The sequence below is a fragment of the Plantactinospora sp. WMMC1484 genome, assembly GCF_049315195.1.
Lineage (GTDB): Bacteria > Actinomycetota > Actinomycetes > Mycobacteriales > Micromonosporaceae > Plantactinospora.
Genome location: NZ_CP186055.1, coordinates 7,437,966 through 7,461,822, shown reverse-complemented (window position 1 = coordinate 7,461,822; position 23,857 = coordinate 7,437,966). Strand labels below are relative to the sequence as shown.

Sequence of the window (23,857 nt, the reverse complement as noted above, 5' to 3'; positions counted from 1 at the left end):
CTTTGGTTGGTATCCGGTCCGGTCGCCTCCTCGTACAGTTGACCGATGACCGGTGTGCTGGCGCGGCCTGAGCATCCCTGGCTGCTGCCGGCCACCCTGACCGCCGATCCGGCCGCCGACCGCCGCCGCCCCCGCCGGTCGACCCGGGACTGGATCGTCGACACGCTCTGTTTCCTGATCGCCTTCGGCTATGCCCTCGTCGCCTTCTGGGACGTGCTGCGTCCGCAGCCGACGCTGGTGGCGGACCGGGCCGACTCGGAGCTGGCGGTCGCCATCGACGCGGTGGTCACCACCGCGCTCTGTCTCGGGCTCTGGGTACGCCGCCGCTGGCCCGTGGCGCTGGCCGTCGCGGCGTTGCCGGTGGCGCTCTTCTCCACCCCGTCCGGGATCGCCACGCTGATCATCCTGCTGACCCTGGTGGTGCACCGCCCGCTGTCGGTCGCCGGTCCACTGGTCGCGGCGCATCTCGGGGTCGCGGTGCTCTACGAGTACCGGAATCCGGAGCCGGACGGCGGGCCGTGGGTCGGGATGGTCCTCAGCCTGGTCCTGACCGCCGCCGTGCTCGCCTGGGGGATGTTCATCCGGGCCCGGCGGCAGCTCGTGCTCTCCTGGCGGGACCGGGCGTACCGGGCCGAGGCCGAGCAGCGGCTGCGGGTCGAGGCGGCCCGGCAGCTGGAGCGGACCCGGATCGCCGGCGAGATGCACGACGTACTGGCGCACCGGATCTCCCTGCTCAGCCTGCACGCCGGGGCGTTGGAGTTCCGGCCCGACGCGCCGCCGGAGGAGATCGCCCGGGCGGCCGGCGTGATCCGGACCAGCGCCCACCAGGCGCTGCAGGACCTGCGCGAGGTGATCGGCGTGCTCCGCGAGGACCCGCCCGAGCCGGGGACACGACCCGAGACCGGGACGCCACCCGAGACCGGGACGACGCCGGATACCGGGGCGGGGCGGCAGACCGGGGCGGGGCCGGAGCAGCCGGCGGAGGCGGCATCGATCTCCGCCGGCTGGGGTTCGGGTGACCGGGCCTACCCGCCGGATCCGCCGTACCCGCCGGTGCCGGTTCCGTCGACCGAGCGGGCCGCCGGGCCGGTCGCCGTGTCGGTCGGCGGGCCTGTCGTCGTGTCACTCGGCGGGCCGGTCGCCGTCTCGGTCGCCGTGTCGGCCGCGCCGGTGCCGCCGCCGAGGGCACCCGAGCGGCCGCAGCCGACCCTGGACGACCTGCCCGCGCTGGTGGCCGAGTCGCGGGAGGCGGGCATGCGGGTCGACCTGCGGACCGAGTTGACGGGTACGGGCACCGCGCCGGCCGGAGTGGGGCGGGGTGCGTACCGGATCGTGCAGGAGGGACTGACAAACGCCCGCAAGCACGCCCCGGGGACCGTCGTCACGGTGACCGCCCGGGGGCGGCCCGGTCTCGGACTCACCCTCGAGGTGCGCAACCGGTGGCCGGTCGGCCAGCCGCCCGGTCCCGGCATCCCGGGCACCGGTACCGGGCTGGTCGGGCTCACCGAGCGGACCGCCCTGCTCGGCGGGTGGCTGGAGCACGGGCGTACCGAATCGGGAGACTTCCGGCTCGCGGCCTGGCTCCCGTGGCCGGCGGTGTGAACGGCCCGGCCGCCGGCACCGAGCCGGTACGGGTGCTGATCGTCGACGATGACGCGCTGGTCCGGGCCGGACTGTCGATGATCCTCGGCGGGGTGCCTGAGCTGCGGGTGGTGGGCGAGGTGGCGGACGGCACCGAGGTGCTGCCGGCGGTCGCCGCGCACCGTCCCGACGTCGTGCTGATGGACATCCGGATGCCCCGGATGGACGGGCTGGCCGCCACCGAGGCGCTGCGCCGGCTGCCGCACCCGCCCGAGGTGCTGGTGCTGACCACCTTCGACGTCGACGAGTACGTGCTCCGCGCACTGCGGGCCGGGGCGAGCGGCTTCCTGCTCAAGGACACCCCGCCGGCCGAGATCGTCGCGGCGGTCGGCCGGGTCGCGGCCGGTGAGGCGACGCTCTCCCCGACGGTCACCCGCAAGCTGATCGCGCAGGTGACCGGCGCGGGTACGTCGGCCCGGCGGGACGCCGACCTCCGGCGGGAGCACGCGGTACGCCTGCTCGGCGGGCTCAGCGACCGGGAGCGGAAGGTCGCGGTCGCCATCGGCCGGGGCTGGTCCAACGCCGAGATCTCCGCCGCGCTCTTCATGAGCGTGGCCACCGTGAAGGCGTACGTCTCCCGGCTGCTGACGAAGCTGGGGTCGAACAACCGGGTCCAGGTGGCCCTGCTCGTGCACGACGCCGAGCTGCTCTGAGGCGGAGCCGGGCCGTCGGATTCCCCGCCGCCCCGCCCCCTGCGCCCGCCCCCTGCGCCCGCCCCCTGCGCCCGCCCCCTGCGCCCGCCCCCTGCGCCCGCCCCCTGCGCCCGCCCCCTGCGCCCGCCCCCTGCGCCCGCCCCCTGCGCCCGCCCCCTGCGCCCGCCCCCTGCGCCCGCCCCCTGCGCCCGCCCCCTGCGCCCGCCCCCTGCGCCCGCCCCCTGCGCCCGTCGCCTGCCGCTGCGTCGCCTGCCGCTGCGTCGCCTGCCGCTGCGTCGCCAGCCGCTCCGCCCCCTGCCGCTGCGTCGCCTGCCGCTCCGCCGCCTGCCGCCCGCGCCCGGTGCTCGGCGGCTCCGGCGGTCAGCGCTCGCGCAGACGCAGCGCGTCCAGCCCGCTGGTGTCCACGACCGGGCCGCTCTCACGCATCCGTTCGGCAACCTGGTGCCACCGCCCGGCCCGCCGGGTGCAGATGTCCTGCGTCTCGTCGCCGCGCAGCGGCTCGCCCCGCAGCTCCATCCCGGCCAGCCGCCGCCGGGCGCGCAGGCTGCCGTCTCCGGCGTGCTCCGCGAGGGTCTGGTGGATGGCGTTGAGTCGGCGGTCGACCAGCGCGATGTTGTGCCGGGCCAGCCGTTCGATGTTCTCCTCGGCCCGGCTGCCGTCCCCGACCAGCCGTTCCGAGCCGGCCAGGCAGAGGTCGTCGTAGCGCGGGATCGACGGCGGGAACCGGGCCTCGGCGATCCGGACCGGGTCGACCGCCGCACGCAGCAACCGGATGAACTCGGCCCGGTCGCGCCAGTAGCGGGCGTGGTCGAGGGCGATCCGGCCGAGGACGTCCCAGGTCTCGGCGTCCAGGTCGAGCCAGCGGATGAGTTGGTGCGGGTCGGCGGTCTGCGGCGGCAGGGCCCGGTCGTGCCAGGTCTGTTCGAGCAGGACGGCGCCCTGGCAGATCAGTTCCTTGGCGTACGCCGACATCCGGGAGTTGATCACCTTGTCCGGGCGGGGGAGCACCACCCTGAGACTCGGATACACCTCCTCCTCGAAGTACCCGAAGTCCTGCAACCGGCGCAGCGGGGCCAGGTCGGGCTCGCTGCTCAGGATCCACCGCCGCAACCGGTCGGCGGCGACCCCGCTCTCGGTGCAGGCCAGCGCGGCCCGGAGCTGCTCCACGGCCTTCGCCACCAGCGGTGCCACCGGCGGCGGCAGCGGATGCGGGCTGGCCTCCACGGGATGGTCCGCCCCCGAGTGGCCGTCGCCGTCGGGCATGGGCGGTGCCGTGCTCGGCCAGCGGTACCAGCGGGGCGGATGGGCGGCCAGCGGCAGCGCGTCGGCGATCAGCCGCCGCCCCCGCCACAGTGCCCGGCCGGCCGCCGAGAGGTGTGCCGGCGCCGGCCGCTCCGGCTCCGGGAAGTATCCCTTGAGCGCGAAGCCGTAGGTGCAGGCGGCGTTGTAGAACTCGAAGGAGCCGGGCGGCGGTGCGGGCCAGCGGCGGCGCTGGGCCCGCCGGATCGCCCGGTCGAGCAGTACGCCGCCGCACGGCCACTCCCGGCTCAGCGGCCCGGCCCGGCTACGCGGACCGCGTCGCCACCAGCCGGCCAGGCAGCCGCCGTCGTCGAACGGCCCGACCGGCGGGAATCGCCCGGCGCGGTGCAGGGGTTGCCAGCCGGCGGCGGCCCAGTCGTGCCACGCCCTCGCCAGCCGCAACGGCGCCCAGACGTCCCGGAGCAGCAGCAGCGCCGATCGGGTCACCTCGGACCGGGTGGTCCGGACGAACCAGGCGAGCACGCTGTCCTCGCGCAGCCGATACAACTCCTGCGCCGCCGCGATCTGGAACACCACCTGGGTCGCCTCCGGAAACTCCCGCAGCACCCGGCGCAGCCACTCCCTGGCGGACTGCTCGTCGGGAGCGTCGGCAAAGGTCACCACCACCGGCCAGTACCGGTCGACGAAGGCCTTCTCCAGGCGTTGCCGCATCTGCCGGCGTACCTTCTCCCGGTCGCCGACACCGTCGGACTTGAACCACTGGTGCACGGTGCGCTCCGTGTAGGCGAGGGTGCAGGCGTACTGATAGCGCAGCCGGATCGAGTCGGGCCGGCGGCGCAGGTGGCGGAGCGTACCGAGCAGGTGCCGGCGCGGGCTGCGGAGCCGGTCGGTGCGGGTGGTCCAGACGTGGTCGTCGTACCAGCCGCCCTGCTCGCGCAGGACCAGCGCCGACTGGTAGGTGTCGAGCGCGTCGAGGAAGAGCCCCATCTCCTCCTGCACGCTCGCCACCATCACCCGAAGGTCCGCGTTGAACGGGTCGAGCCTGAGTGCCTCGGCGTAGTAGCGCAACGCCTCGTCGAACTGCCGCCGGTCCTGCAACTCCTTGCCCTTGTTGTAGGCGGCGAAGAGCGCCGCCGGCAGTTCCCGGCCGCACCAGTTCCGCCACGGCGCGGCCCGGCCCAGCCGGGTGACCGGCAGGATCGTCGCCAGCACCCAGTACGCGGTCCGCCGGGTCGCCTCCTCCCAGGTGCTGCCCCACTGGGTGGTCATCGCACTCCGGCCGCCGCCGAGAAAGGAGGTGACGGTGGCGGAGACGCCGTAGCAGGGTTCCTGGGCCCGGACCTGGAGCACGCCGGTCACCCGGTAGCCGATCCTCGGCCAGAGCCGGGGAAGCATCTGCAGCAGTACGACCAGCGGGTTGCCGCTGCGCGGGTCCACCCCGCCGGCGACGTCGAGGAAGGTCTCCGGTGGCGGGTCGGCCGGTCCGGCGTACGGGGGATAGATGTGCGTCTCGGAGAGTCGCTGGCAGAACTGGCTCCGGAGATCGTCGACCGGGCCGCTGCGGTCCGGGGTGGCGTCGGTGAACTCCTGCACGTCGACGGGGCCGGGACGGTAGGCGAGCCGGACCCGGCGCCGGTGCCGCCAGGCGGCGAAACAGATCAGGGCCAGTGCCACCAGTCCGAGGCGCTGCCGGGTCGGGTGCGCCCCGTCGCCGCCGAGCAGGACGGCGAGTCCGTCCAGCGGGCTGAGCAGCCAGGTGTCGGGGCGGCCGGCCCGCAGGTGCGTCCGGCCGACCCAGACCAGCGCGGCGAGGAGGCCCAGGGTGGCGACGATCTGCGCGGCGAGTGCCCGTCCGGGCCGGGGCACCGGCAGTGCGGCGGGTGCGGCCCGGGACTCCCTGCCGATCCGCCGGGGAGTTGGTTGCTCCCACTGCGCGGACCGTTGGATACCGTGCGACGTTCTTCGTGCTCGATGAGGCATCTCGGCCACCGCTGGATCCGCTGGATCGGCTCGCTCCCGCCGCAATTCCAGATTACGGAGCGTAATATCGCCACCGGACCAAAATGCCGGATTCCCCAGCCCGAGGTGCAAGGAAGGGCCCCCGCATATCGCTTTCTGTTGTAGAAGGGCCCCTTCCTAACTCATCTGGGAGGCTAGCCGGGTGGGCTGGCGTAGCGGGAGCGCATGGTGGGGCCTGCGGCGGGCCCGGCGGTGAAGACGAAGTCGTCGCCGTCGAGGCGGCGGCCGGTGAGCCGGTCCACCACCACCGGGTCGGCCTCGGCGCCGGTGGCCCGGTCCACCAGGATCATGCTGCGCTCCTCGGGCCGGAGCCGGGCGTTGCCCCATGCGGCGAGCGTGACGACGACCGGGCGGAGGCTGCGGCCGAGGTCGGTGAGGAGGTACTCGTAGCGGTCCGGGCGGGTCTGGTAGCGGCGGCGTTCGAGCAGGCCGTTCTCGGTCAGCCTCTTCAGGCGGCTGGTCAGGATGCTGGACGAGATGTTCAGGTTCGCTTGGAACTGGTCAAACCGGGTGTAACCGTCGAAAGCGTCGTGCAGGATCAGCAGGGTCCACCACTCGCCGACATGCCCGAGTGCCGAGGAGAGCGGGCACTCCCGGTCCTCAAGTCTGATCTTGCCAGCCACCGCGTCTCCTTCCGTCGAGCCGCCCCCTAGTCGATGCTAAGGTCGAAGTCACTCGCTTCTAGTTCGAAAGTAACCCGAGGAGGCCGATCATGACCAGTACCAGTTCGACTCCCGAGATCATCCGCCGATACTTCGAGTACGCCTCCCAGCCGGACGCCGAGGCGTACTTCGGGTTGTTCGCGGACGACGCCGTGGTGGAGGACGAGGGACGGGTGTATCGCGGCATCGCCGAGATCCGGCGCTGGCGGGGAGAGGTGCCGCTGGTCAGCTACGAGATCACCAATGTCGAGGAGACCCCGGCCGGCACGGTGGTGACCGCCACCATCACCGGGGACTTCCCGGGCAGTCCTTTTGCCGGCCTCCGCTTCCGGTTCGAGGAGTACGAGGACGCGGCGATCCGGCGGCTCCGCATCGCCCCCTGATTGCTGGCCCGGGGCCGCCGTCACCGGTGGCCGCCAGCGCCGTCACCCATGCCTCCTGGTGCGGCGCCGTCACCTATGCCTCCTGGTGCGGCGCCGTCACCTATGCCTCCTGGTGCGGCGCCGTCACCTATGCCTCCTGGTGCGGCGCCGTCACGAATGCCTCCTCGTGGGGCGCCGTTAGTTATGCCTCCTCGTGCAGCGTCGCCGCCTGGCTCTGCCGGGGAAGCCGGCGGGCGGCGGCGATCGCCTCGGCGAGGTCGTCCACGGTCCGCCAGACGGCGGGGTCGACCCAGTAACCGGAATGCCGGGCCGCCACCGGCGCTGGCTGGCCGTGGATGTGCCAGTTGCTGACCGGATCCGGCAACTCCACATCGATCTCGGCCGGCTCCCGCCCGGCCGGGAAGACCCGGCCGCCGATGTAGTCCGTCCGGTAGTAGAAGTTCCGCCAGGCGTGCAGCGCCACTCCAGGGGCGCCGCCGGTCGGGGTGAGCCGGCCGAGCGCCCGCTCCCCGAAGTACGCGGGAAAGGCCCAGCCGTACAGTGTGGACAGCGGTGAGCCGAAGGTGACCAGGGCGACCATATCGCCGTTCGGCCGGTTCTCCCGTTGTAGCAACGCGGCGGCGGCGAGCACCGTGCCCTGACTGTGTGCGGCCAGCACCACTCGCCCGCCGCTGTCGCGGATTCGGCAGAGCCGCTGCTGCAACTCGGGGACGGCCCGCTCGGCGTACGACGGCGGGGCCAGCGGATGGTAGGCGCGCGGCCAGAAGGTGAGTACGTCCCAGAGCACGCCGATCCGGCGCCGGCTGTGCAGGTTTCGCCAGCCCCTGCGGAGTACCAGGATGATCATGGCTGGGATGGTGGCCGCCAGATAGCTACCGACGGTGATCGTCCACTGTGTTCCCCAGGGGAGAATGCCGAAGGCCCAGTACCGGACCTGGAGCACCACCAGCAGGATGGCGCAGAGCACGGCGATGGCGGTGAGCAGCTTGTCGACATCGCGGGGCATCCGGGCGAAGCGCCGCGCGCGGGCGATCCGGGCCTCCCAGCCCCGGCCGAGCATGTTCCGCCAGAGCCGGAGGAACCCCCGCCCACCACGGGCTTCCGCCGCCACGGTGCTGCGCTGCCAGCCCGGCTCGGTCTCCGGCCGCGGCGAGTGCTCCCGGTACCAGGCCCGGATCCGCTCCCGCTGCGCCCGGCCCGCTCCGGCCCGCCAGTAGCAGACCAGTTCGTAGCCCGCGAAGACCAGGATCAGGCCCAGCGGCACCAGGGTCAGATAGGGCACCAGCCGCCCGACGACGGGATAGAGGTAGATCTCGGCCCGGTCGGTCGGCCCGGCCGGCAGGTGCACGCGGTTCGACACCTCGGCCGTGATGCCGGCGATCCGGGTCATCATGCTGACCAGCACGACGTTGAGCGCGAAGACGCTCAGGGTGAGCGCCACGAACGGACCGAAGACCACGAACGTGCCCCGGCGCCAGCCGCCCGGCACCACCGCCGCGAGCACCAGCAGCAGCGTGCCGGAAACCCCGCCGAGGGCCAGCCCCGCCACCTCCCGCATCCCCGGCAGATAGCCGAACGCCTGCCGGTACGCCGGTTGCCCGGCCGCGAACCAGCCGGCACAGCAGACTGCCGCGACCGCCGCACCGAGCAGTACGGCCGGCACGGCGACCGGGCAGCGTTCGGCGGCGACGACGACCGCGGCACCGAGCAGCACCAGTACGGCAAGGGCCAGCGCGACCTGGGCCAGGGCCGGGGCGTACACCGGGGCATCGGCGGTACGTGCCGATTCGCGTACGGTGTGCCCGAGGACGATCGCGACGAAGGCGAGCCCGGCGGCGATGTGCAGGTAACCCTGTTCGAGAGCGCTGCGCCGGCCGTCCCAGAATCCCGGGTCGGCAAGGCCGATGCCGCATCGCGCCGCCCGTCCCCGATCCGACCCGCCGCGGCCCGCCGCCTTCGGGAGGTCGGCCGGCTCGGTCAGGTCTGCTGCCTCCGCGAGGGTTGCTGCCTGGGCCAGGCCTGCCGGCTCGGTCAGGTCCGGGGTAGCCCGCTCCCCGGCCGATCCGCGAGGCCCGTTCGCGGCCGGCGGGGCCTGAGGGCTGGTCGACTCGTAGCGGGCGATGGTGCGCAGCGCCAGGACCGCCAGCAGGACGACCATGGCGAGCGGCAGCAGCGCGCCGGCGAGGATCCGCCGGGCCGGATGGTCGGCGAGCAGCGGGTGGTGCAGGAGGCGCACCGGCCAGGCGTCGTCGGCACAGCCGGACTGCCCGCCGCACTGGTAGCCGAGCAGCTCCATCCCGGTCATCGCCACGATGAGCAGGAGGTTGAGGGTGAGCCCGAGGGCCGCCCAGCGGACCGCCGCCCGGTGTAGCCGGAACAACACCGGCCGTTGGTGGGTACGCGGGCTGCACATCCAGCCGGCCACGTTCGCCAGTGCGAACGGGAAGAGCAGCAGCCAGAGCACCCGGGCGCCGCTGCGCGAGGTCAGCCCGCCCCACGAGTACGCCTCGACGTGCCGGTCCGGCAGGTCGGCGGTCCGGTAGAAGCCGGCGATCCGGTCACCGGAGACGTGCTGCGGGGCCGCGTCGCCGAGCAGGTCCTCCGGAGTCGTGCCACCCACCCCGTGCAGCCGGAGCTCGGTGACTCCGGTCAGGTCGGCGGCCGGTGGGACGAGCCCGGAGGGGCGCGGCACCGGGGACGTGTCGTGGCGCTGCAGCGGCATGGCGTACCCCTCTGGTCGCTCTGGGGTCCGCGGCAGATGGTGGTCCCGCCCGCGGCTTGGCCACGGCGCTGGCGGGGACACCCGGAACGGGTTCGGAGCCTGGCACGTCGGCGTGCTTTGCCCTGGTCAACGCACCCGATCGGGGCGACGACACGGCCCGCCGTCACCTCGATCGGGTGCAGCGCCACACGGCCGGACGTGTCCGCCTCCGGCCGGTGTCGCGGCCGGACTCCCTACACTGGGTCGCATGCCGATGCGGGGAGAACTTGTCGAGATCGGGTCCGAGGCGGAGCTGCGCGAGTTGCTCGGCGAGCCGATCCCGAGGGCGGTGACCAAGGAACGGGTACGGCTGCACGAGATCGACCGCGAGTGGCTGGCGGCCTCGCCGTTCTGCCTGGTGGCCACGGCCGACGCGGCGGGCAACTGTGACGTCTCGCCCAAGGGAGACCCGCCCGGTTTCACGCTGGTCCTCGACGACACCACCATCGCCCTGCCGGAACGGCCGGGTAACCGGCGGGCGGACGGTTTCCGCAACATCCTGGCGAACCCGCACGTCGGACTGATCTACCTCATACCGGGCCGGGGCGAGACTCTGCGGATCAACGGTCGGGCCCGGCTGGTGCGCGAGGCGCCCTTCTTCGACCAGATGGTGGTCAAGGGGCACCGTCCGGCCCTGGCCCTGGTCGTCGAGATCGAGCAGATCTTCTTCCACTGCGCCAAGGCGTTCATGCGCTCCTCCCTGTGGCGCCCGGAGACCTGGGATCCGGAGGTGCTGCCGCCACAGCCGCAGATCGTGAAGCGGGTCCAGCAGACCGAGGAGACGCTGGAGGAGTTGGAGCGCTACTACGGTGCCGACTACGCCCGCCGCCTCTACCAGGGCTGAGCAGCGCTCGGTCAGGTGCCGGGCTCCGCTCAGTCACGGGAGCAGTCGCTGCACCGGCAGCCGGCGGATGGAGGCGTCCAGCACCGAAGCGGTGTGCGCCAGGCCGATCCGACCCGCGCCGGATCGAGGCAGAGCGGCGGTGATCTGCATCAGGCAGCCGGGGTTGGCGGTGACCAGCAGCTCCGCCCCGGTGGCCAGCACATCCCGGGCCTTTCGCTCGCCGAGCCGGGCCGCCGGCTCCGGATTCAGGATGTTCCATATCCCGGCCGAGCCGCAGCAGAGCTCCGGGTCGGCGATCTCCCGCAGCTCCAGCTCGGGAATGGCGCGCAGCAGTTCCCGGGGCTGGTCGCGGACACCCTGGGCGTGCCCGAGGTGGCAGGCGTCGTGATAGGCGACGCTGACCGGCAACGGATGCCGTCGGGCGACAGGACCGAGTTCGACCAGAATTTCGGAGAGGTCGCGTACCCGGGCGGCGAAGTCGGCGGCCCGCTGCGCGTACGCCGGGTCGTCGGCGAGCAGTTCGCCGTATTCCTTGAGGGAGGAGCCGCAGCCGGCGGCGTTGACCACGAAGTAGTCGATGCCGGTGCCGGCGAAGGCGTCGACCAGGTCGCGGGCGAACCGGCGCGCCTCCTTCTCGCGCCCGTTGTGCAGACTCAGCGCACCACAGCAGCCCTGCCGGGCCGGGTTCAGCACCACCTCGCAGCCCTCGGCAGCCAGCACCCGGGCGGTCGCTGCGTTCACCCCGGGAAAGAAGGCGCTCTGCACGCAGCCGGTGAGCATCCCGACCACCGCCCGGCGCCGCCCGTACGCGGGCACCCGGTCCGGCGGCTTCGGTGCCCGGGTCAGCCGGGGGGCCAGTGCCTCCAGGGTGCCCAGCGTCGGCGCCAGCCGGGGGAGGAGGCCGGTCCGGGCGACCAGTGCGCGCAAACCGCTCGCCTGGTATGCGCGCAGCGGCCCACGCAGCAGCCGCAGCCGCCCCGGGTACGGGAAGAACGCGAAGACCGCCGCTCGTAGCGCCCGCTCCCGGGCCGACCGGCGGTGCCGGCGCTCCACCTGCTGCCGGGTGCGCTCGATCAGGGTGTCGTAGCGCACCCCGGACGGGCAGGCGGTGACACATGCCATGCAGCCGAGGCAGGCGTCGAAGTGCCCGACCATCTCCTTGGTCAGCGGTTCGCCCTCCAACCCCTGCCGGATCAGGTGGATCCGTCCCCGGGGCGAGTCCATCTCCTCGCCCCACAACACGTACGTCGGGAGGTCGGCAGGCAGAATCCGCAGTGGACGCAATCGGCGACCAATTCGGCCGGCGGCGGCCGGTGACCGTCGAACGCCGGTCCGGCTACGGGATCGTCGGGTGCCGGGCCGCCGACGGTCGGGTGGCCGGGTGCCGGGCCGCCGACGGTCGGGTGGCCGGGTGCGCGGCCGCCGACGGTCGAGTCGTCGGGTGCCGGGCCGAGCAGCCCGAGCACGTCCCGGGGTGCCCTGGCCGGTCGCATGCCGCCCGGCTTCGGTAACTCTGGCGATGGCATCAGATTCCTCCCACGAAGCGTCCGGGCGCCAACCGCGCGTCGGGATCGAACTGCGCCTTGATCCGGCGCATCAGCTCCAGCCCGTCCACCGGGCCCCACAGGTCGACCCGGTCCCGCACCGGCTCGGGCGCGGTCAGCACCACGGCGTGCCCGCCGGCCTCGGCGGCCGCACCGCGCAGCTCCTCGACGATCCGGGCCACCCGGTCCGGATGGGCCGCCGCCGACAGGCCGGCGTAGAGGACCCCGGTGCCGGCCGAGCCGCGTACCCCGATCGGCAGCCCGTGCCGGTCGGCCGCCGCCCGGGCGGCGGCCAGCAGATCCGGAACGCCGGAGAGCACCCCGGTCAGCTTGAGCCCGGTGTCGCCGGGCCGCCACGGATACCGCCCCCACCACGGCGGCGCCTCGTCGGTCCACACCGCGCCGGCACCGAGCAGCCGGGCGGCGGCCGCGGCCCGGCCGGTGACCCCGCCGGGGGTGCCCTCGAGCAGCAGCACGGTCTCGTGACCGCCGCCGGGCGGCGCGTCGACCTCCAGCGCGGCCGGCACCAGTTGCGCCCCGAGGACTGCGGCGACCTGCCGGCCGACCCCGTCTGTCCCGGCGCCCGCCGTGTGGCACCGGACGTACGCCCGGGCGGCCGGCACGGGGTGCAGCCGGAAGACGCACTCGGTGACCAGGCCGAGGGTGCCGTACGCGCCGGTCACCAGCTTGCCGAGGTCGTATCCGGCAACGTTCTTCACCACCTTGCCCCCGGCGTGCGCCACCACCCCGTCGGCGCGGACCATGGTGACCCCGATCAGCAGGTCCCGAGCCGTGCCGTAGAGCATCCGGCGCGGCCCGCTCCCGTTCACCGCGACGGCGCCTCCGACGGTCCCGCCGAGCGGGTCGTCCAGCCCGAGCTGCTGGCCGGCGGGGGCGAGCGTCCGTTGGAGTTCGGCGAGCGGGGTACCGGCCCGGACCACCACGATGAGGTCGCCGGCGGCATGCTCGACCACGCCCGCCAGCCGTCGGGTCTGCACGATCATGTCGAGGGTGCGTGGCGGGTTGCCCCAGTCCGATCTGCTGCCGCCGCCCTGGAAGACCACGCTGAGCCCGAGCTCGGCGGCGGCCCGGAGCAGTGCCGCCGCCTGCCCGGTCGAGGCGGGCGCGGCGACGAACCGGGCCGGTACGCCACCGACCACGTCCGCCGGCCCGGCCAGGCGCACCGGTTCGACTGCGTCCACCGGTTCGGCCAGGCGCACCGGTTCGACTGCGTCCACCGGTTCGGCCAGGCGCACCGGTTCGACTGCGTCCACCGGTTCGGCCAGGCGGACCGGCTCGGCTGCTCCCACCGGCTCGGCTGCCCCCACCGGCTCGGCTAGCCGGACCGGCTCGGCTGCCCCCACCGGCCCGGCTGCGTCCACCGGTTCGGAGTCGGTGGTGCCGGAGGCTTCCGCGATCGCGGTCCGCAGCGCGTCGAGCTGTGCGGTGGTCGTGTCGTCGAGCTGCGGCATGGCTCAGAACACCTCCGCGAGGCCGGCCTCCTGTAGCGGATGCGCCCCCCGGCGCCGGCCGGGCACCTCGCCGCAGAGCCGGGGGGTGGGGAAGATCTTGCCGGGGTTGGCCAGCGAGCGGGGGTCGAAGGCGCAGCGCAGCAGCTGCATGGTCTCCAGGTCGTCGTCGGTGTACATCCGGGGCAGGTACTTCGCCTTGTCCATCCCGACACCGTGCTCCCCGGTGATCGACCCGCCGTACGCGACGCAGAGGTCGAGGATGGCGCCGGAGAGTTCCTCGGCCCGCTCCGCCTCCCCCTCGACGGCGTCGTCGAAGAGGACCAGCGGGTGCAGGTTGCCGTCCCCGGCGTGAAAGACGTTCGCCACCCGGATGCCCCGCTCGGCCGCGAGCTCACCGATCCGGCGCAGCACCTCCGGCAGCGCCGTCCGCGGGATCACACCGTCCTGCACGATGTAGTCCGGGCTGATCCGGCCGACCGCCGCGAAGGCAGACTTCCTGCCCTTCCAGAAGAGCGCCCGCTCGGCGTCGTCGGCGGCGAGCCGGATCTCGAACGCGGCATTGTCCCGGCAGAGCCGTTCCACCTCGGCGAACTGCGCCTCGACCTCGACGCCGGGGCCGTCCAGCTCGACGATCAGCACCGCGCCCGCGCCGGCCGGATAGTCGCAGTGCACCGCCGCCTCGGCCGCCTCGATGGCGAGCGCGTCCATCATCTCCACCGCCGCCGGCACCACCCCGGCCGCGATGATCGCCGAGGTCGCCGCCCCGGCAGCGTCCGTGCCGGGAAAGGCGGCGAGCAGCGTACGCACCGACTCCGGCGACCGGACCAGCCGCACGGTGACCTCCGTGGCGATTCCGAGCGTCCCCTCCGAGCCGACGAACGCGCCGACCAGGTCGTAGCCGGGGGTGTCCGGCGCCGGACCGCCGAGCCGGACCAGCGCGCCGTCCGGGGTGACCACCTCCAGCCCGAGCACGTGGTTGGTGGTGAAGCCGTACTTGAGGCAGTGCGCGCCGCCGGAGTTCTCCGCCACGTTCCCGCCGATGGAGCAGATCTGCTGGCTGGACGGGTCGGGCGCGTAGTGGTAGCCGTGTGGGGCGGCGGCCCGGGTGACCGCCAGGTTGATCACGCCGGGCTCGACCACGGCCCGCTCGTCGGCCGGAGCGATCTCCCGGATCGCGCGGAGCCGGGAGGTGACGATCAGCACCCCGTCGGCGTGCGGCAGGGCGCCGCCGGAGAGCCCGGTGCCGGAACCCCGGGCCACGAAGGGCACGCGCGCGGCCGCGCAGGCCCGGACCACCAGGGCGCACTCCTGCGCGGTGTGCGGCAGCACCACCAGCGCCGGCACCACCCGGTACCGCGCCAGGCCGTCGCACTCGTAGGTCCGTAGCCGGGCCCGGTCGTCGATGACCTGCTCGGCGTCGAGCGCACCGCGCAGCACTCCGGCCAGTCTCTCGATCGTCGCTGTGGCCATTGCCGACCTCCGGTTCCGCCTGGTGCGGTCGATCCTGGGGCGGGGCGGTGTTCAGGGCAGCGGGGCGGTGCTCAGGGCAGCGGGCAGTGCTCAGGGCATCCGTTCGTAGGCGGGCAGGGTGAGGAAGTCGACGAAGTCGTCGGCGACCGCGACCTCCATGAACAGGGCGCGGGCCTCGGCGTACCGGCCGGGGTCGTCGCCGAGCCTGCCGACCTCCTCGTCGGCGATCCGCTCGACGAGCTCCCGGGTCACCCGGGCACCGGTGTCGAGCGTCACCTCGTTGTGCAGCCACTGCCAGACCTGCGACCGGGAGATCTCGGCGGTGGCGGCGTCCTCCATCAGGTTGAAGATGGCGACCGCGCCCGAGCCGGCCAGCCAGCTCGCCAGGTACTGGATCCCGACGCTGACGTCGTTGCGCAGCCCCGCCTCGGTCGGCGCGCCGGGGGTGGCGGCCACGTCGAGCAGGTCGGCGGCGGTCACCCGTACCTCGTCGCGGGTCCGGTCGAGCTGGTGCGGTCGGTCGCCGAGGACACCGTCGAAGACCTCCCGGCAGACCGGCACCAGGTCGGGGTGGGCCACCCAGGAGCCGTCGAAGCCGTCGTTCGCCTCCCGGGTCTTGTCGTCCCGGACCTTCGCCAGCGCCGTCTCGTTGACCTGCGGGTCGCGCCGGCTGGGGATGAACGCCGCCATACCGCCGATCGCGTGCGCGCCGCGCCGGTGACAGGTCCGCACCAGCAGTTCGGTGTATGCCCGCAGGAACGGTGCGGTCATCGTCACCGCGTTGCGGTCCGGCAGCAGGAACTCGCTGCCCCGGGTACGGAACTTCTTGATCACGCTGAACATGTAGTCCCAGCGGCCCGCGTTCAGCCCGGCGGAGTGCTCGCGCAACTCGTAGAGGATCTCGTCCATCTCGAACGCGGCCGGGATGGTCTCGATCAGCACGGTGGCCCGGATGGTGCCGCGCGGGATGCCCAGCCACTCCTGCGCGGCGCCGAAGACGTCGTTCCAGAGCCGCGCCTCCAGGTGACTCTCCAGCTTCGGCAGATAGAAGTAGGGCCCGGAGCCGGCGTCGAGCTGCGGCCGCGCGCAGTGGAAGAAGTAGAGGCCGAAGTCGACCAGGGCACCGGCGATGCGCTCCCCGTCGACCAGGATGTGCTTCTCCGGCAGATGCCAGCCGCGCGGCCGGACCACGATGGTCGCCAGGTCGCCGTCGCGCAGCCGGTAGTGCTTCCCCTCCGGCGTCCGCAGCTCCAGCTTGCCGGCGATCGCGTCCCGAAGGTTGAGCTGCCCCTCGACGACGTTCTGCCAGAGCGGGGTGTTGGCGTCCTCGAAGTCGGCGAGCCAGACCTTGGCGCCGGAGTTGAGCGCGTTGATGGTCATCTTGGCGTCGGTCGGACCGGTGATCTCGACCCGCCGGTCGACCAGCCCGGGTGCCGGTTCGGCGACCCGCCAGTCGCCGGAACGGATCCCGGCGGTCTCGGGGAGGAAGTCGAGGGTGCCATCCGCGGCCAGCGCCGCCGCCCGGTCGGCGCGTCGGGCCAGCAGGTCCCGGCGGCGGTCGTCGAACGACCGGTGCAGCCGGGCCAGGAAGTCGAGCGCCCCGGGCGTGAGTATCTCCTCGTAGCGGTCGCTCCGCGTCCCGGTGACCTGGACGCCCTGCGGCAGGTTCATCGCCGACCTCCTCGTGGGTGATCTCCTCAGGGTACGGCGCGCGGGGCCGTCCGGCCCGTTACGACCGACCCGCACGCCGGGCGACCCGCACGCCGGGGCGGCCATGCGTCTCCGGCGGCTCGCTCAGCGGATCGCGCCACCATTGGCCCGGCAGGTGTCCCGGACGTGCCAAAAATCGCTCAGGTAGTCGTCGTGGATGCCCCGGCCCATGACCCGAAGCATCGCCTCGTCGGCCTGGCGTAGCGCCGAGACGTTGTAGTTGTGGCTGCCGGTGAAGACGCGGGGCACGATGTCGTCGTCGTACGCGCCGTCGATCAGCATGTACTTGTTGTGCGTGCGGATGTCCCGGCCCGGCCCGACGTTGTAGTTGCACCTGGTGAGCTGGACGTTGCTGCCCAGCGCGTTCAGCACGCCGCTGTTGGCCTCGCTGTAGACGACGTCGACCCAGCAGCCGGCGTTGCGCAGCGCGGTGAGCCGCCTGGCCACCTCGGGCCGGTTGAACGAAAACATGTTGACCCGTACGTCGGTCTGCCGCCGGGTGCCGTTGTCGTCGTAGGAGCAGGAGCGCACGGTGTCGAGGACGCTGACGATGGTGTCGGTGGCCGGGTCGCCGACCGGCTGGCCGGAGCGCTCCCGCCGGGGAAAGAAGTAGGCCCGGTAGGTGGAGCCGGTCGGGGTGCTCCGGTAGTAGTTGTTGTTCCCGCCCGAGGTGTGCCGGTAGGACCGCAGGTCCGCGAAGTAGCTCCGGTACGCCTGGTACGTCGTGGCGTCGCTGAAGGTCAATCCGTTGTTGTACGCCTCGTTCGCGTCCCACCAGCCCAGGTTCGCCGAGCCCTGGAAGACCACGTTGGAGACGGTCGAGCCGTTGTTCAGCACGATGCTGGAGGCGGTCAGGAACTTGTTGTGGTTGTACGCCGTCACCGAGGAGTCGGTGTAGTCGATCCGCCGGGTGCCGATGCAGCCCCGGTCGGCGCCGGGGAACTGGTCGGAGCAGTGCACGATGTAGGACGAGGCGCTGTCGTCGTTGCCGAGCACCGGCGACAGCCGCTGGTACGGCCGCTGGCTGACCTGCTCGTGGTCGAGGATGATTTTGACGCGTACCCCCCGCTGATGCGCGTTCAGCAGGCGTCCGGGCAGATCCGGCGTACTGGCCGAGTCGGTGACGTCGGTGACGCCGAACCCGAACCAGGACATCTGGATCTCGCCGCCGGCCGGCACCCGGTCGATGATCCGGGCGAGTTGGATGAAGATCGCGTTCTGCTGCGTGGCCGACCCGGTCGGCCGGTTGAAGACCGCGTCGTTCATCGTCGGATCGGGCTCGGCGGCGCCGGCCGGACCGCCACCACCCACCGCCGGTACGCCGAGCGTGCCGGCGGCGAGCATGAAGACGAGTGCCGAACGGGCGACCGATCGCGACGAAAATCTACATATCCGCATGGCTGGATGATGCCATCCCGGTGTGACCGACGGAACCTCCGATTCCGGAAGGGATCCGGCACCGCCCGGAGTTGACCCGGAGGTGAACGCTCCGGACGTCGACGTGGTGGTGATCGGCGCCGGTCAGGCGGGACTCTCCGCCGGCTACTTCCTCCGCCGGGCCGAATTCGCCCCGGAGACCGGCTATGTGTTGCTCGACGGCGGCACCGGGCCGGGCGGTGCGTGGCGGGACCGCTGGCCGACGCTGCGGATGTCCGCCGTGCACGGCGTGCACGACCTGCCCGGCCGGCCGCTCGGCGAGATCGACCCCGACCGGCCCGCCGCCGAGGTGGTCTCCGACTACTTCGCCGCGTACGAGCGGGAGTTCGCCCTCCCGGTGCACCGTCCGGTCAACGTGACCTCGGTACACGACCTGCCCGACGGCCGGCTCGCGGTGGTCACCGACGCCGGGCGGTGGCATACCCGGGCACTTGTCAACGCGACCGGCACCTGGCGGCAGCCGTTCTGGCCCTACTACCCCGGGCAGGAGGCGTTCGCCGGCCGGCAACTGCACACCGCCGACTACCGGGGCCCGGCGGAGTTCGCGGGGCGCCGGGTGGTGGTGGTCGGCGGCGGCACCTCCGCGCTCCAGTTGCTGGACGAGGTCGCCGCGGTGGCCGCCGAGACCCGGTGGGTGACCCGGCGCGCACCGGAGATCGCCGACGGCGCGTACACCCCGGAGTGGGGCCGGGCCGCGGTGGCCCGGGTCGACGCCCGGGTCCGGGCCGGCCTGCCGCCGACCAGCGTCGTCGCCGCCACCGGTCTGATGTGGACACCGCAGCTGCGCCGGATGCGGGCCGAGGGCCTGCTGCGCCGGCTGCCGATGTTCGACCGGATCACTCCCGACGGGGTCGTCTGGCCCGACGGCGGCAGCTTCGCCGCCGACGTCATCCTCTGGTGTACCGGTTTCCGGGCCGTGCTCGGCCACCTCGCCCCGCTGAAACTGCGCGCCCCCGGCGGCGGCATCCTGATGGACGGCACCCGGGTCGTCGCCGACGAGCGGATCCACCTGATCGGTTACGGGCCGTCGGCCAGCACGATCGGCGCCAACCGGGCCGCCCGCGCCGCCGTACGCGATCTTGCAAGGAAGGGCCCCCGCTTATCGTTTTCTGTTGTAGCGGGGGCCCTTCCTAACACCTCGGGCGCCGAGGGTGCCGCATAGCACGCCCCGCCGGGCGGCTCACCGGATTTGACGAATGAGGGTGGAAGCGGCAACGTAGGGCAAGTACGGCCCGTCGCGCCAGGTCGACGACCGCGGGGTGCGGCGGATACCGGCCGTACCCAGGCGTCAGCCCGGTCCGCCCACACGTGGACCAGACGAGTGGGCTGGCTACATGACCGATGGCCGCCGTGATGTCCGAAGGCCCCAGTTGGCCTGACTCGGGTGCCCGGTGTACGCCCGCCGGATGGGCGCACGGGCCGCACACGAAAAATCCACGAGGAGTCTCCATGCTCACCATGACCGAGAACGCCGTACTCGTGATCCGGGACCTGACCGCGCAGCAGGAGGTGCCGGACGGAGCCGGCCTGCGCATCGCCAGCGACCTCAACGCCGGGTCGCTCAACCTCTCCCTGGCCACCAGTCCGGCCCAGGGCGACCAGGTGGTGGACAGCGACGGGGCGCGGGTCTTCCTCGACCCGCAGGCCGCGCAGATCCTCGACGACAAGGCGCTGGACGCCGCGGTCGACGCGCAGGGCGCGGTGCAGTTCGGCTTCGCGGAACAGGGCCCGACGGCCGCCGTCTGACCCACACCCGCAGGCACGCCCGGCACCGGGCCGCCCACCGGATGGGAATGCCCGGGGGCGGCCCGCTTCCGGTCCGGTACAGTCCAGCCGTGCATCGCTGCTTTCCGATCACCCCGCCCCCGCGCTCCTGAGCGGGGCGACAACCCCGGCGTGTCGTGTCGATCCGGCCGACGCGCCGTTCCCTACTGGGTGATCCCGGGCTCGCCCCGCTTCCGCGACCGATTCCCCCTCTCGTCGCAGGAGCGCGAACCCTCATGCACACCTCCACCGCACCGCTGGCCGCCGCGCGCCGCCGCTCCGGTGCCGGCCTCTGGTTTCTGGTCATCTCTGGCACGTTGTGGGGCACGGGCGGACTGACCGGCACCCTGCTCCGGCAGGACACCGGACTCTCCCCCATCGCGGTGGCCGGCTACCGGCTCGCCGTCGGCGGGGCTCTGATCGTGTGCCTCCTCGTCGTCACCGGCCGCCGGCCGCCGCGTGGTCGGGCGGCCTGGTCCCGGATCGCCTGGTACGCCGTACTGGCCGCCGTCTACCAAACCTGCTATTTCTGCGCGGTGTCGCTGACCTCGGTCAGCCTCGCCACGCTCGTCACCATCGGCGCCGCACCGATGCTCGTCCTCGCCGTGGAGGCGGTCACCGGCCGACGCCGACCGGACCGCTCGACGGCCGCGACCTGTGCGCTGGCGGTCGGCGGACTGGCCGCGCTGGTCGGGCTGCCGGCCGGCGGCTTCGGGCCGCTCGCGGTGTTCTCCAGTACGCTGCTCGCGCTCGTCTCCGCAGCCGGGTTCGCCGCGATCACCCTGCTCGGCGCCAGGCCCGTGTCCGGAGTGGACGACCTCGCCGGCGTCGGGTACGCCTTCACCCTCGGCGGGCTGTTGCTGGTGCCGGTGGCCGCCGGCACGGGCGGACTCGGCTTCGATCCGGCTCCGGCCGCCCTCGCCCTGCTGGTCGCGCTCGGGACCGGGCCGACCGCACTGGCGTACCTGCTCTACTTCCGAGGGCTGCGTACCGTCCGGCCCGGCACCGCGGCGCTGCTGGCGCTGCTGGAGCCGTTGGTCGGTGCGGTACTCGCCGCGCTGCTGCTCGGTGACCGGCTCGGCCCGGTCGGCGTGTTCGGCGCGGTGCTGCTCGGGGTGGCGGTGGCGCGCGCCGCCCGGTCTAGCCGCTCCGGTCTAGCCGCTCCGGTCTAGCCGCTCCGGTCTAGCCGCTCCGGTCTAGCCGCTCCGGTCTAGCCGCTCCGGTCTAGCCGCTCCGGTCTAGCCGCTCCGGTCTAGCCGCGCGGTCGGACCTCCGCCGACCCGTTTCCTGCCCGCGACCGGTCGGGCAGGGAACGGGCCGGCACCAGCCGGTGCCACCGGCCGCCGGTCGGGCCATCTCCCGCGGTGGCGGACCGGGTCGGGTCGGTGAGCCGGACCAGTTCCGGCAGGACCAGGCCGAGCGGGGCGTCGACGGTGAGTTCCGCGTAGTCGTCGCCCCTGGTCGGACCCTGGTTGACGATCACCACGGGGATGCCGAGCCGGGCCGCCCGGATCACGAACCGGCGGCCGGACATCACGGTCAGGGAGGAGCCGAGCACCAACAGTAGGCGCGCCCGCTCGACCAGATCGAAGCAGGCTCGGACCCGGTCTGCCGGCACGGACTCGCCGAAGAAGACGACGTCCGGCTTGAGTATGCCGCCGCGACACGCCTGGCAGTCCACGGTCCGGAAGTCGTCAACCATCGCGTCCGGCAGTTCGACGTCGCCGTCCGGGTTGACGGTGTCGGAGCGGGCGGCGAACCGGGGATTGGCGGCCCGCAGCCGGCGGTCCAGCGCCTCCCGGTCGGTGGTGTCACCGCAGCCGAGGCAGATCACCCGGGCCAGGCTGCCGTGCAGCTCGATCACGGAGCCGGCGCCGCCCGCCTGGTGCAGTCCGTCGACGTTCTGGGTGAGGATCCCGGCGAGCAGGCCGCGCCGGTCGAGTTCGGCGAGGGCCCGGTGCCCGGCGTTCGGCGTGGCCCGGACAATGGTGCGCCAGCCGAGGTGGCTGCGCGCCCAGTACCGGCGCCGGGCCCGCGGATCGCCGACGAACGTCTGGTACGTCATGGGGGTGTGCCGGCGCAGCGCCCCACTCGGTCCCCGGTAGTCGGGAATGCCCGAATCGGTGGAGATGCCGGCGCCGCTGAGCACCACAACCTCGCCGCCGGTCAGGAGGTGCGCCAGCGGGGCGTACGCGTCGGCGTTCCGATTGTCCACCCGTCCATGCTGCCTCGCGGCCCGCCGGAGCGGCGAGCGGGCCGGAGCGGCGAGCAGGCCGGAGCGGCGAGCGGGCCGGATCACTGCACGATCGTGCATCCGGTGCCGGGGGCGACGGTGCGGCGTCAACCGGTGGGTGCTGGCTCGATCGCGGAGTGCTGAAGGTGAGCGGCTCCGACAGTGGGCTCATCGGGTAGCCCGAGCCGACCAACGCGGCCGCGCGTACCGCGACGGTGTGTTCGGTGCCCGGCGTGAGCGCGGTGAAGGTGACGGTGTCGAACGGCATCGAGGAGAAGCCCTGCCCCTCGCCGTCGACCAGCCGCAGCATCGAGTAGCGGAAGACCGGGCCGTCCGGGTGCGTCCAGGTCAGGGTGGCGCTGGTCGGGGTGATGCCGGTGGCCAGCGGCCGGCCGGGCGGTGGAAGCGGGATCAGCGGGTCGGTCTGCGCGGGCACGGCCGGCAGGACCGGCAGGGCCAGGGCGAGGTGGTGGGGTGCGGGAGGGCGGGCAGCTTGCGTCGCGCTGTCCAGAGTTGGTGTCCTCGATCGGACAGGCGTACTAAGTGTGGTCAAACGTTGACGGAGAGTAATGTCGGCTCCGGGTAGGTACCGCCCCGGGGCTCGCCACCGCTCGCTGTGGCAACGCCCCGCGATCCCTCGTCCACGGGCCGACAACCGGCCCGAGCAGCAAGGAGCACCACCATGTCCGAGAAGAGCGAGGCCCCACAGGTGGCGGTCGACGAACAGCCACCCGCCGCCATCAACGAACTGCCCGCCGAGGGTATCGAGGCGGACGGGGTGGACGTCGCGGCCGTGCCCGCCACCGCCGCCGGACTGCCGGCCACCGCCCAGGGCCACTTCGCGGTGGTGAACGCGAACGGAACGCTCGCCCGGGGCTTCGGGGTGGTCTCGTCATCCCGCATCACCACCGGCCAGTACCAGGTGGTCTTCATCCAGCCCGTGGCCCGGTCGGCCTTCATCGCCACCCTCGGCCTGACCGGCAGCGTCGGCGGGTCACCACCCGGCGAGATCGCCGTCGTCGGCCGGGCCGGCAACCCGGCCGGGGTCTTCGTGCAGACCTGGAACAGTTCCGGCGTGCCCGCCGACCGCTCGTTCCACCTGCACGTCTCGTCCTGAGTCGTACTCACCCGACGCCCGGCCGGCGCGCCACCGGCCGGGCCTCGGAGGGCCAGGCGGCACCGCCTGGCCCCGGTCCCCGCGGCGCGGCCCGGCGCCGCGGGGACCGTCCATCCCGGCGGGAGTACAGGCATTGACAAGAAGGCAGCGTTCGACAAGGAGATGGCAGCGTTCGACAAGGAGATGGCGTTCGACAAGAAGGTGGCGTTCGACAAGAGCGCGCGGCGCCGCCGGTGAAAGTGGCGTCGCCGCGCTCTGGCCGTCTCCCGTCCGCGCAGCCCAACGGCGGTACGCCAGCGGGGACCTGGCTCGGCCGGTTGACCGTCGTGGCCGTTCCGGCTAGTTGTGGGGTTTCCCACCGCCCCCGAAAGCAAACCCGGTGCGACGTCCGACCCTGGTAAAGGCGCCCCGCCGCATCCCGACCGGCCCAGCGGTCACTCAGGTCACAGCCAACCGGGAATCATCGCCCCGGATTCGGGGTAAGAATTCGGCCATGGAGCACTTCACGATCGCCACCGTCGCACAGGAGAGCCCGGACTTCCGCCGGGTGTTGTGGACCGGCAAGCACACCCAGTTGGTCATCATGACGATCCCGCCGGGCGGCGAGATCGGCGAAGAGGTTCACGAGGACATCGACCAGATCCTCACGTTCGTCAGCGGCACCGGCGAGGCCCGGGTCAGTGGGCAGACTCGCAAGGTGGCCCAGGGCGACCTGGTTGTCGTGCCGGCCGGGCGGAAGCACAACTTCGTCAACACCGGCCCCAACCCGCTGGTGCTCTACACCATCTACGGCCCTCCGGAGCACGCGGACCACGCGGTGCACCACACCAAGGAGGAGGCCGATGCGATGGAGGAGGCCGGCAAGGACGAGCCGCCGACCGGCTGAC

At 73.1% G+C, this 23,857-nt stretch carries 18 protein-coding genes and 1 pseudogene; 9 read left to right on the top strand and 10 right to left on the bottom strand.

What is annotated here, in order from left to right; all coding sequences use genetic code 11:
• The first annotated feature begins 45 nt into the window (after positions 1-45).
• Both ACN28C_RS32060 and ACN28C_RS32055 read left to right on the top strand, forming a co-directional pair.
• Positions 46-1,602, top strand: coding sequence for a sensor histidine kinase (locus ACN28C_RS32060; RefSeq protein ID WP_422771219.1), 1,557 nt, complete (start codon positions 46-48; stop codon positions 1,600-1,602).
• Positions 1,578-2,294, top strand: coding sequence for a response regulator transcription factor (locus tag ACN28C_RS32055; protein ID WP_422774885.1), 717 nt, complete (start codon positions 1,578-1,580; stop codon positions 2,292-2,294). Before ACN28C_RS32060 ends, ACN28C_RS32055 begins: the two co-directional genes overlap by 25 nt.
• 360 nt (positions 2,295-2,654) lie before the next feature.
• Here the strand turns inward: ACN28C_RS32055 and ACN28C_RS32050 are convergent, their stop codons facing one another.
• Together ACN28C_RS32050 and ACN28C_RS32045 are read right to left on the bottom strand one after the other, a co-directional pair.
• Positions 2,655-5,534 carry a tetratricopeptide repeat protein gene (locus tag ACN28C_RS32050; protein ID WP_422771218.1) on the bottom strand — a complete coding sequence of 960 codons (2,880 nt, stop codon included), beginning with the start codon at positions 5,532-5,534 and terminating at the stop codon, positions 2,655-2,657.
• Positions 5,535-5,707: 173 nt separating this feature from the next.
• A complete protein-coding gene (locus tag ACN28C_RS32045) occupies positions 5,708-6,196 on the bottom strand; it encodes a winged helix-turn-helix transcriptional regulator (RefSeq protein WP_422771217.1) in 489 nt (162 codons plus the stop codon).
• Positions 6,197-6,285: 89 nt separating this feature from the next.
• Here ACN28C_RS32045 and ACN28C_RS32040 point away from each other — a divergent pair, with 89 nt between their 5' ends.
• Positions 6,286-6,618 carry a nuclear transport factor 2 family protein gene (locus ACN28C_RS32040; protein WP_422771216.1) on the top strand — a complete coding sequence of 111 codons (333 nt, stop codon included), beginning with the start codon at positions 6,286-6,288 and terminating at the stop codon, positions 6,616-6,618.
• Positions 6,619-6,799: 181 nt separating this feature from the next.
• Here the strand turns inward: ACN28C_RS32040 and ACN28C_RS32035 are convergent, their stop codons facing one another.
• Positions 6,800-9,340, bottom strand: coding sequence for a hypothetical protein (locus ACN28C_RS32035; RefSeq protein WP_422771215.1), 2,541 nt, complete (start codon positions 9,338-9,340; stop codon positions 6,800-6,802).
• Between the two features lie 253 nt (positions 9,341-9,593).
• On the opposite strand from ACN28C_RS32035, the gene ACN28C_RS32030 reads away from it, so the two are divergent.
• Positions 9,594-10,223, top strand: a complete 630-nt coding sequence (locus tag ACN28C_RS32030; protein WP_422774884.1) for a pyridoxamine 5'-phosphate oxidase family protein — start codon at positions 9,594-9,596, stop codon at positions 10,221-10,223.
• A gap of 33 nt (positions 10,224-10,256) precedes the next feature.
• On the opposite strand, the gene ACN28C_RS32025 is transcribed toward ACN28C_RS32030, so the two are convergent.
• The 5 genes from ACN28C_RS32025 to ACN28C_RS32005 all read right to left on the bottom strand — a co-directional run bounded on the left by ACN28C_RS32025 (position 10,257) and on the right by ACN28C_RS32005 (position 17,817).
• Entirely contained in the window at positions 10,257-11,447 is a 1,191-nt protein-coding gene (locus tag ACN28C_RS32025) for a (Fe-S)-binding protein (protein WP_422771214.1), read from the bottom strand.
• 301 nt (positions 11,448-11,748) lie between these two features.
• Entirely contained in the window at positions 11,749-13,239 is a 1,491-nt protein-coding gene (locus tag ACN28C_RS32020) for an FAD-binding protein (RefSeq protein ID WP_422771213.1), read from the bottom strand.
• Positions 13,240-13,242: 3 nt separating this feature from the next.
• On the bottom strand, positions 13,243-14,709 hold the full coding sequence (locus tag ACN28C_RS32015) for an FAD-linked oxidase C-terminal domain-containing protein (RefSeq protein WP_422771212.1): 1,467 nt from the start codon (positions 14,707-14,709) through the stop codon (positions 13,243-13,245).
• A 90-nt stretch (positions 14,710-14,799) separates the two neighbouring features.
• Positions 14,800-16,380 (bottom strand): malate synthase A, encoded by a 1,581-nt coding sequence (gene aceB / locus ACN28C_RS32010; protein ID WP_422771211.1) that lies wholly within the window; start codon positions 16,378-16,380, stop codon positions 14,800-14,802.
• A gap of 123 nt (positions 16,381-16,503) precedes the next feature.
• On the bottom strand, positions 16,504-17,817 hold the full coding sequence (locus ACN28C_RS32005) for a phospholipase D-like domain-containing protein (protein WP_422771210.1): 1,314 nt from the start codon (positions 17,815-17,817) through the stop codon (positions 16,504-16,506).
• A gap of 22 nt (positions 17,818-17,839) precedes the next feature.
• On the opposite strand from ACN28C_RS32005, the gene ACN28C_RS32000 reads away from it, so the two are divergent.
• The 3 genes from ACN28C_RS32000 (at position 17,840) to ACN28C_RS31990 (ending at position 20,792) form a co-directional block, all read left to right on the top strand.
• Positions 17,840-19,018 carry an NAD(P)-binding domain-containing protein gene (locus ACN28C_RS32000; RefSeq protein ID WP_422771209.1) on the top strand — a complete coding sequence of 393 codons (1,179 nt, stop codon included), beginning with the start codon at positions 17,840-17,842 and terminating at the stop codon, positions 19,016-19,018.
• Between the two features lie 287 nt (positions 19,019-19,305).
• A complete protein-coding gene (locus ACN28C_RS31995) occupies positions 19,306-19,602 on the top strand; it encodes a HesB/IscA family protein (protein ID WP_422771208.1) in 297 nt (98 codons plus the stop codon).
• Between the two features lie 254 nt (positions 19,603-19,856).
• Positions 19,857-20,792, top strand: a complete 936-nt coding sequence (locus tag ACN28C_RS31990; RefSeq protein WP_422771207.1) for a DMT family transporter — start codon at positions 19,857-19,859, stop codon at positions 20,790-20,792.
• Positions 20,793-20,872: 80 nt separating this feature from the next.
• Here the strand turns inward: ACN28C_RS31990 and ACN28C_RS31985 are convergent, their stop codons facing one another.
• Together ACN28C_RS31985 and ACN28C_RS31980 are read right to left on the bottom strand one after the other, a co-directional pair.
• Positions 20,873-21,835: an NAD-dependent protein deacetylase gene (locus ACN28C_RS31985; protein ID WP_422771206.1), complete on the bottom strand. Its 963-nt coding sequence runs from the start codon at positions 21,833-21,835 to the stop codon at positions 20,873-20,875.
• A 241-nt stretch (positions 21,836-22,076) separates the two neighbouring features.
• Positions 22,077-22,289: pseudogene (locus ACN28C_RS31980) on the bottom strand (fibronectin type III domain-containing protein); the annotation flags it as partial.
• A 246-nt stretch (positions 22,290-22,535) separates the two neighbouring features.
• On the opposite strand from ACN28C_RS31980, the gene ACN28C_RS31975 reads away from it, so the two are divergent.
• Both ACN28C_RS31975 and ACN28C_RS31970 read left to right on the top strand, forming a co-directional pair.
• Positions 22,536-22,970: a hypothetical protein gene (locus tag ACN28C_RS31975; protein ID WP_422771205.1), complete on the top strand. Its 435-nt coding sequence runs from the start codon at positions 22,536-22,538 to the stop codon at positions 22,968-22,970.
• Positions 22,971-23,463: 493 nt separating this feature from the next.
• Positions 23,464-23,856: a cupin domain-containing protein gene (locus ACN28C_RS31970; protein WP_422771204.1), complete on the top strand. Its 393-nt coding sequence runs from the start codon at positions 23,464-23,466 to the stop codon at positions 23,854-23,856.
• Position 23,857: the final 1 nt, after the last annotated feature.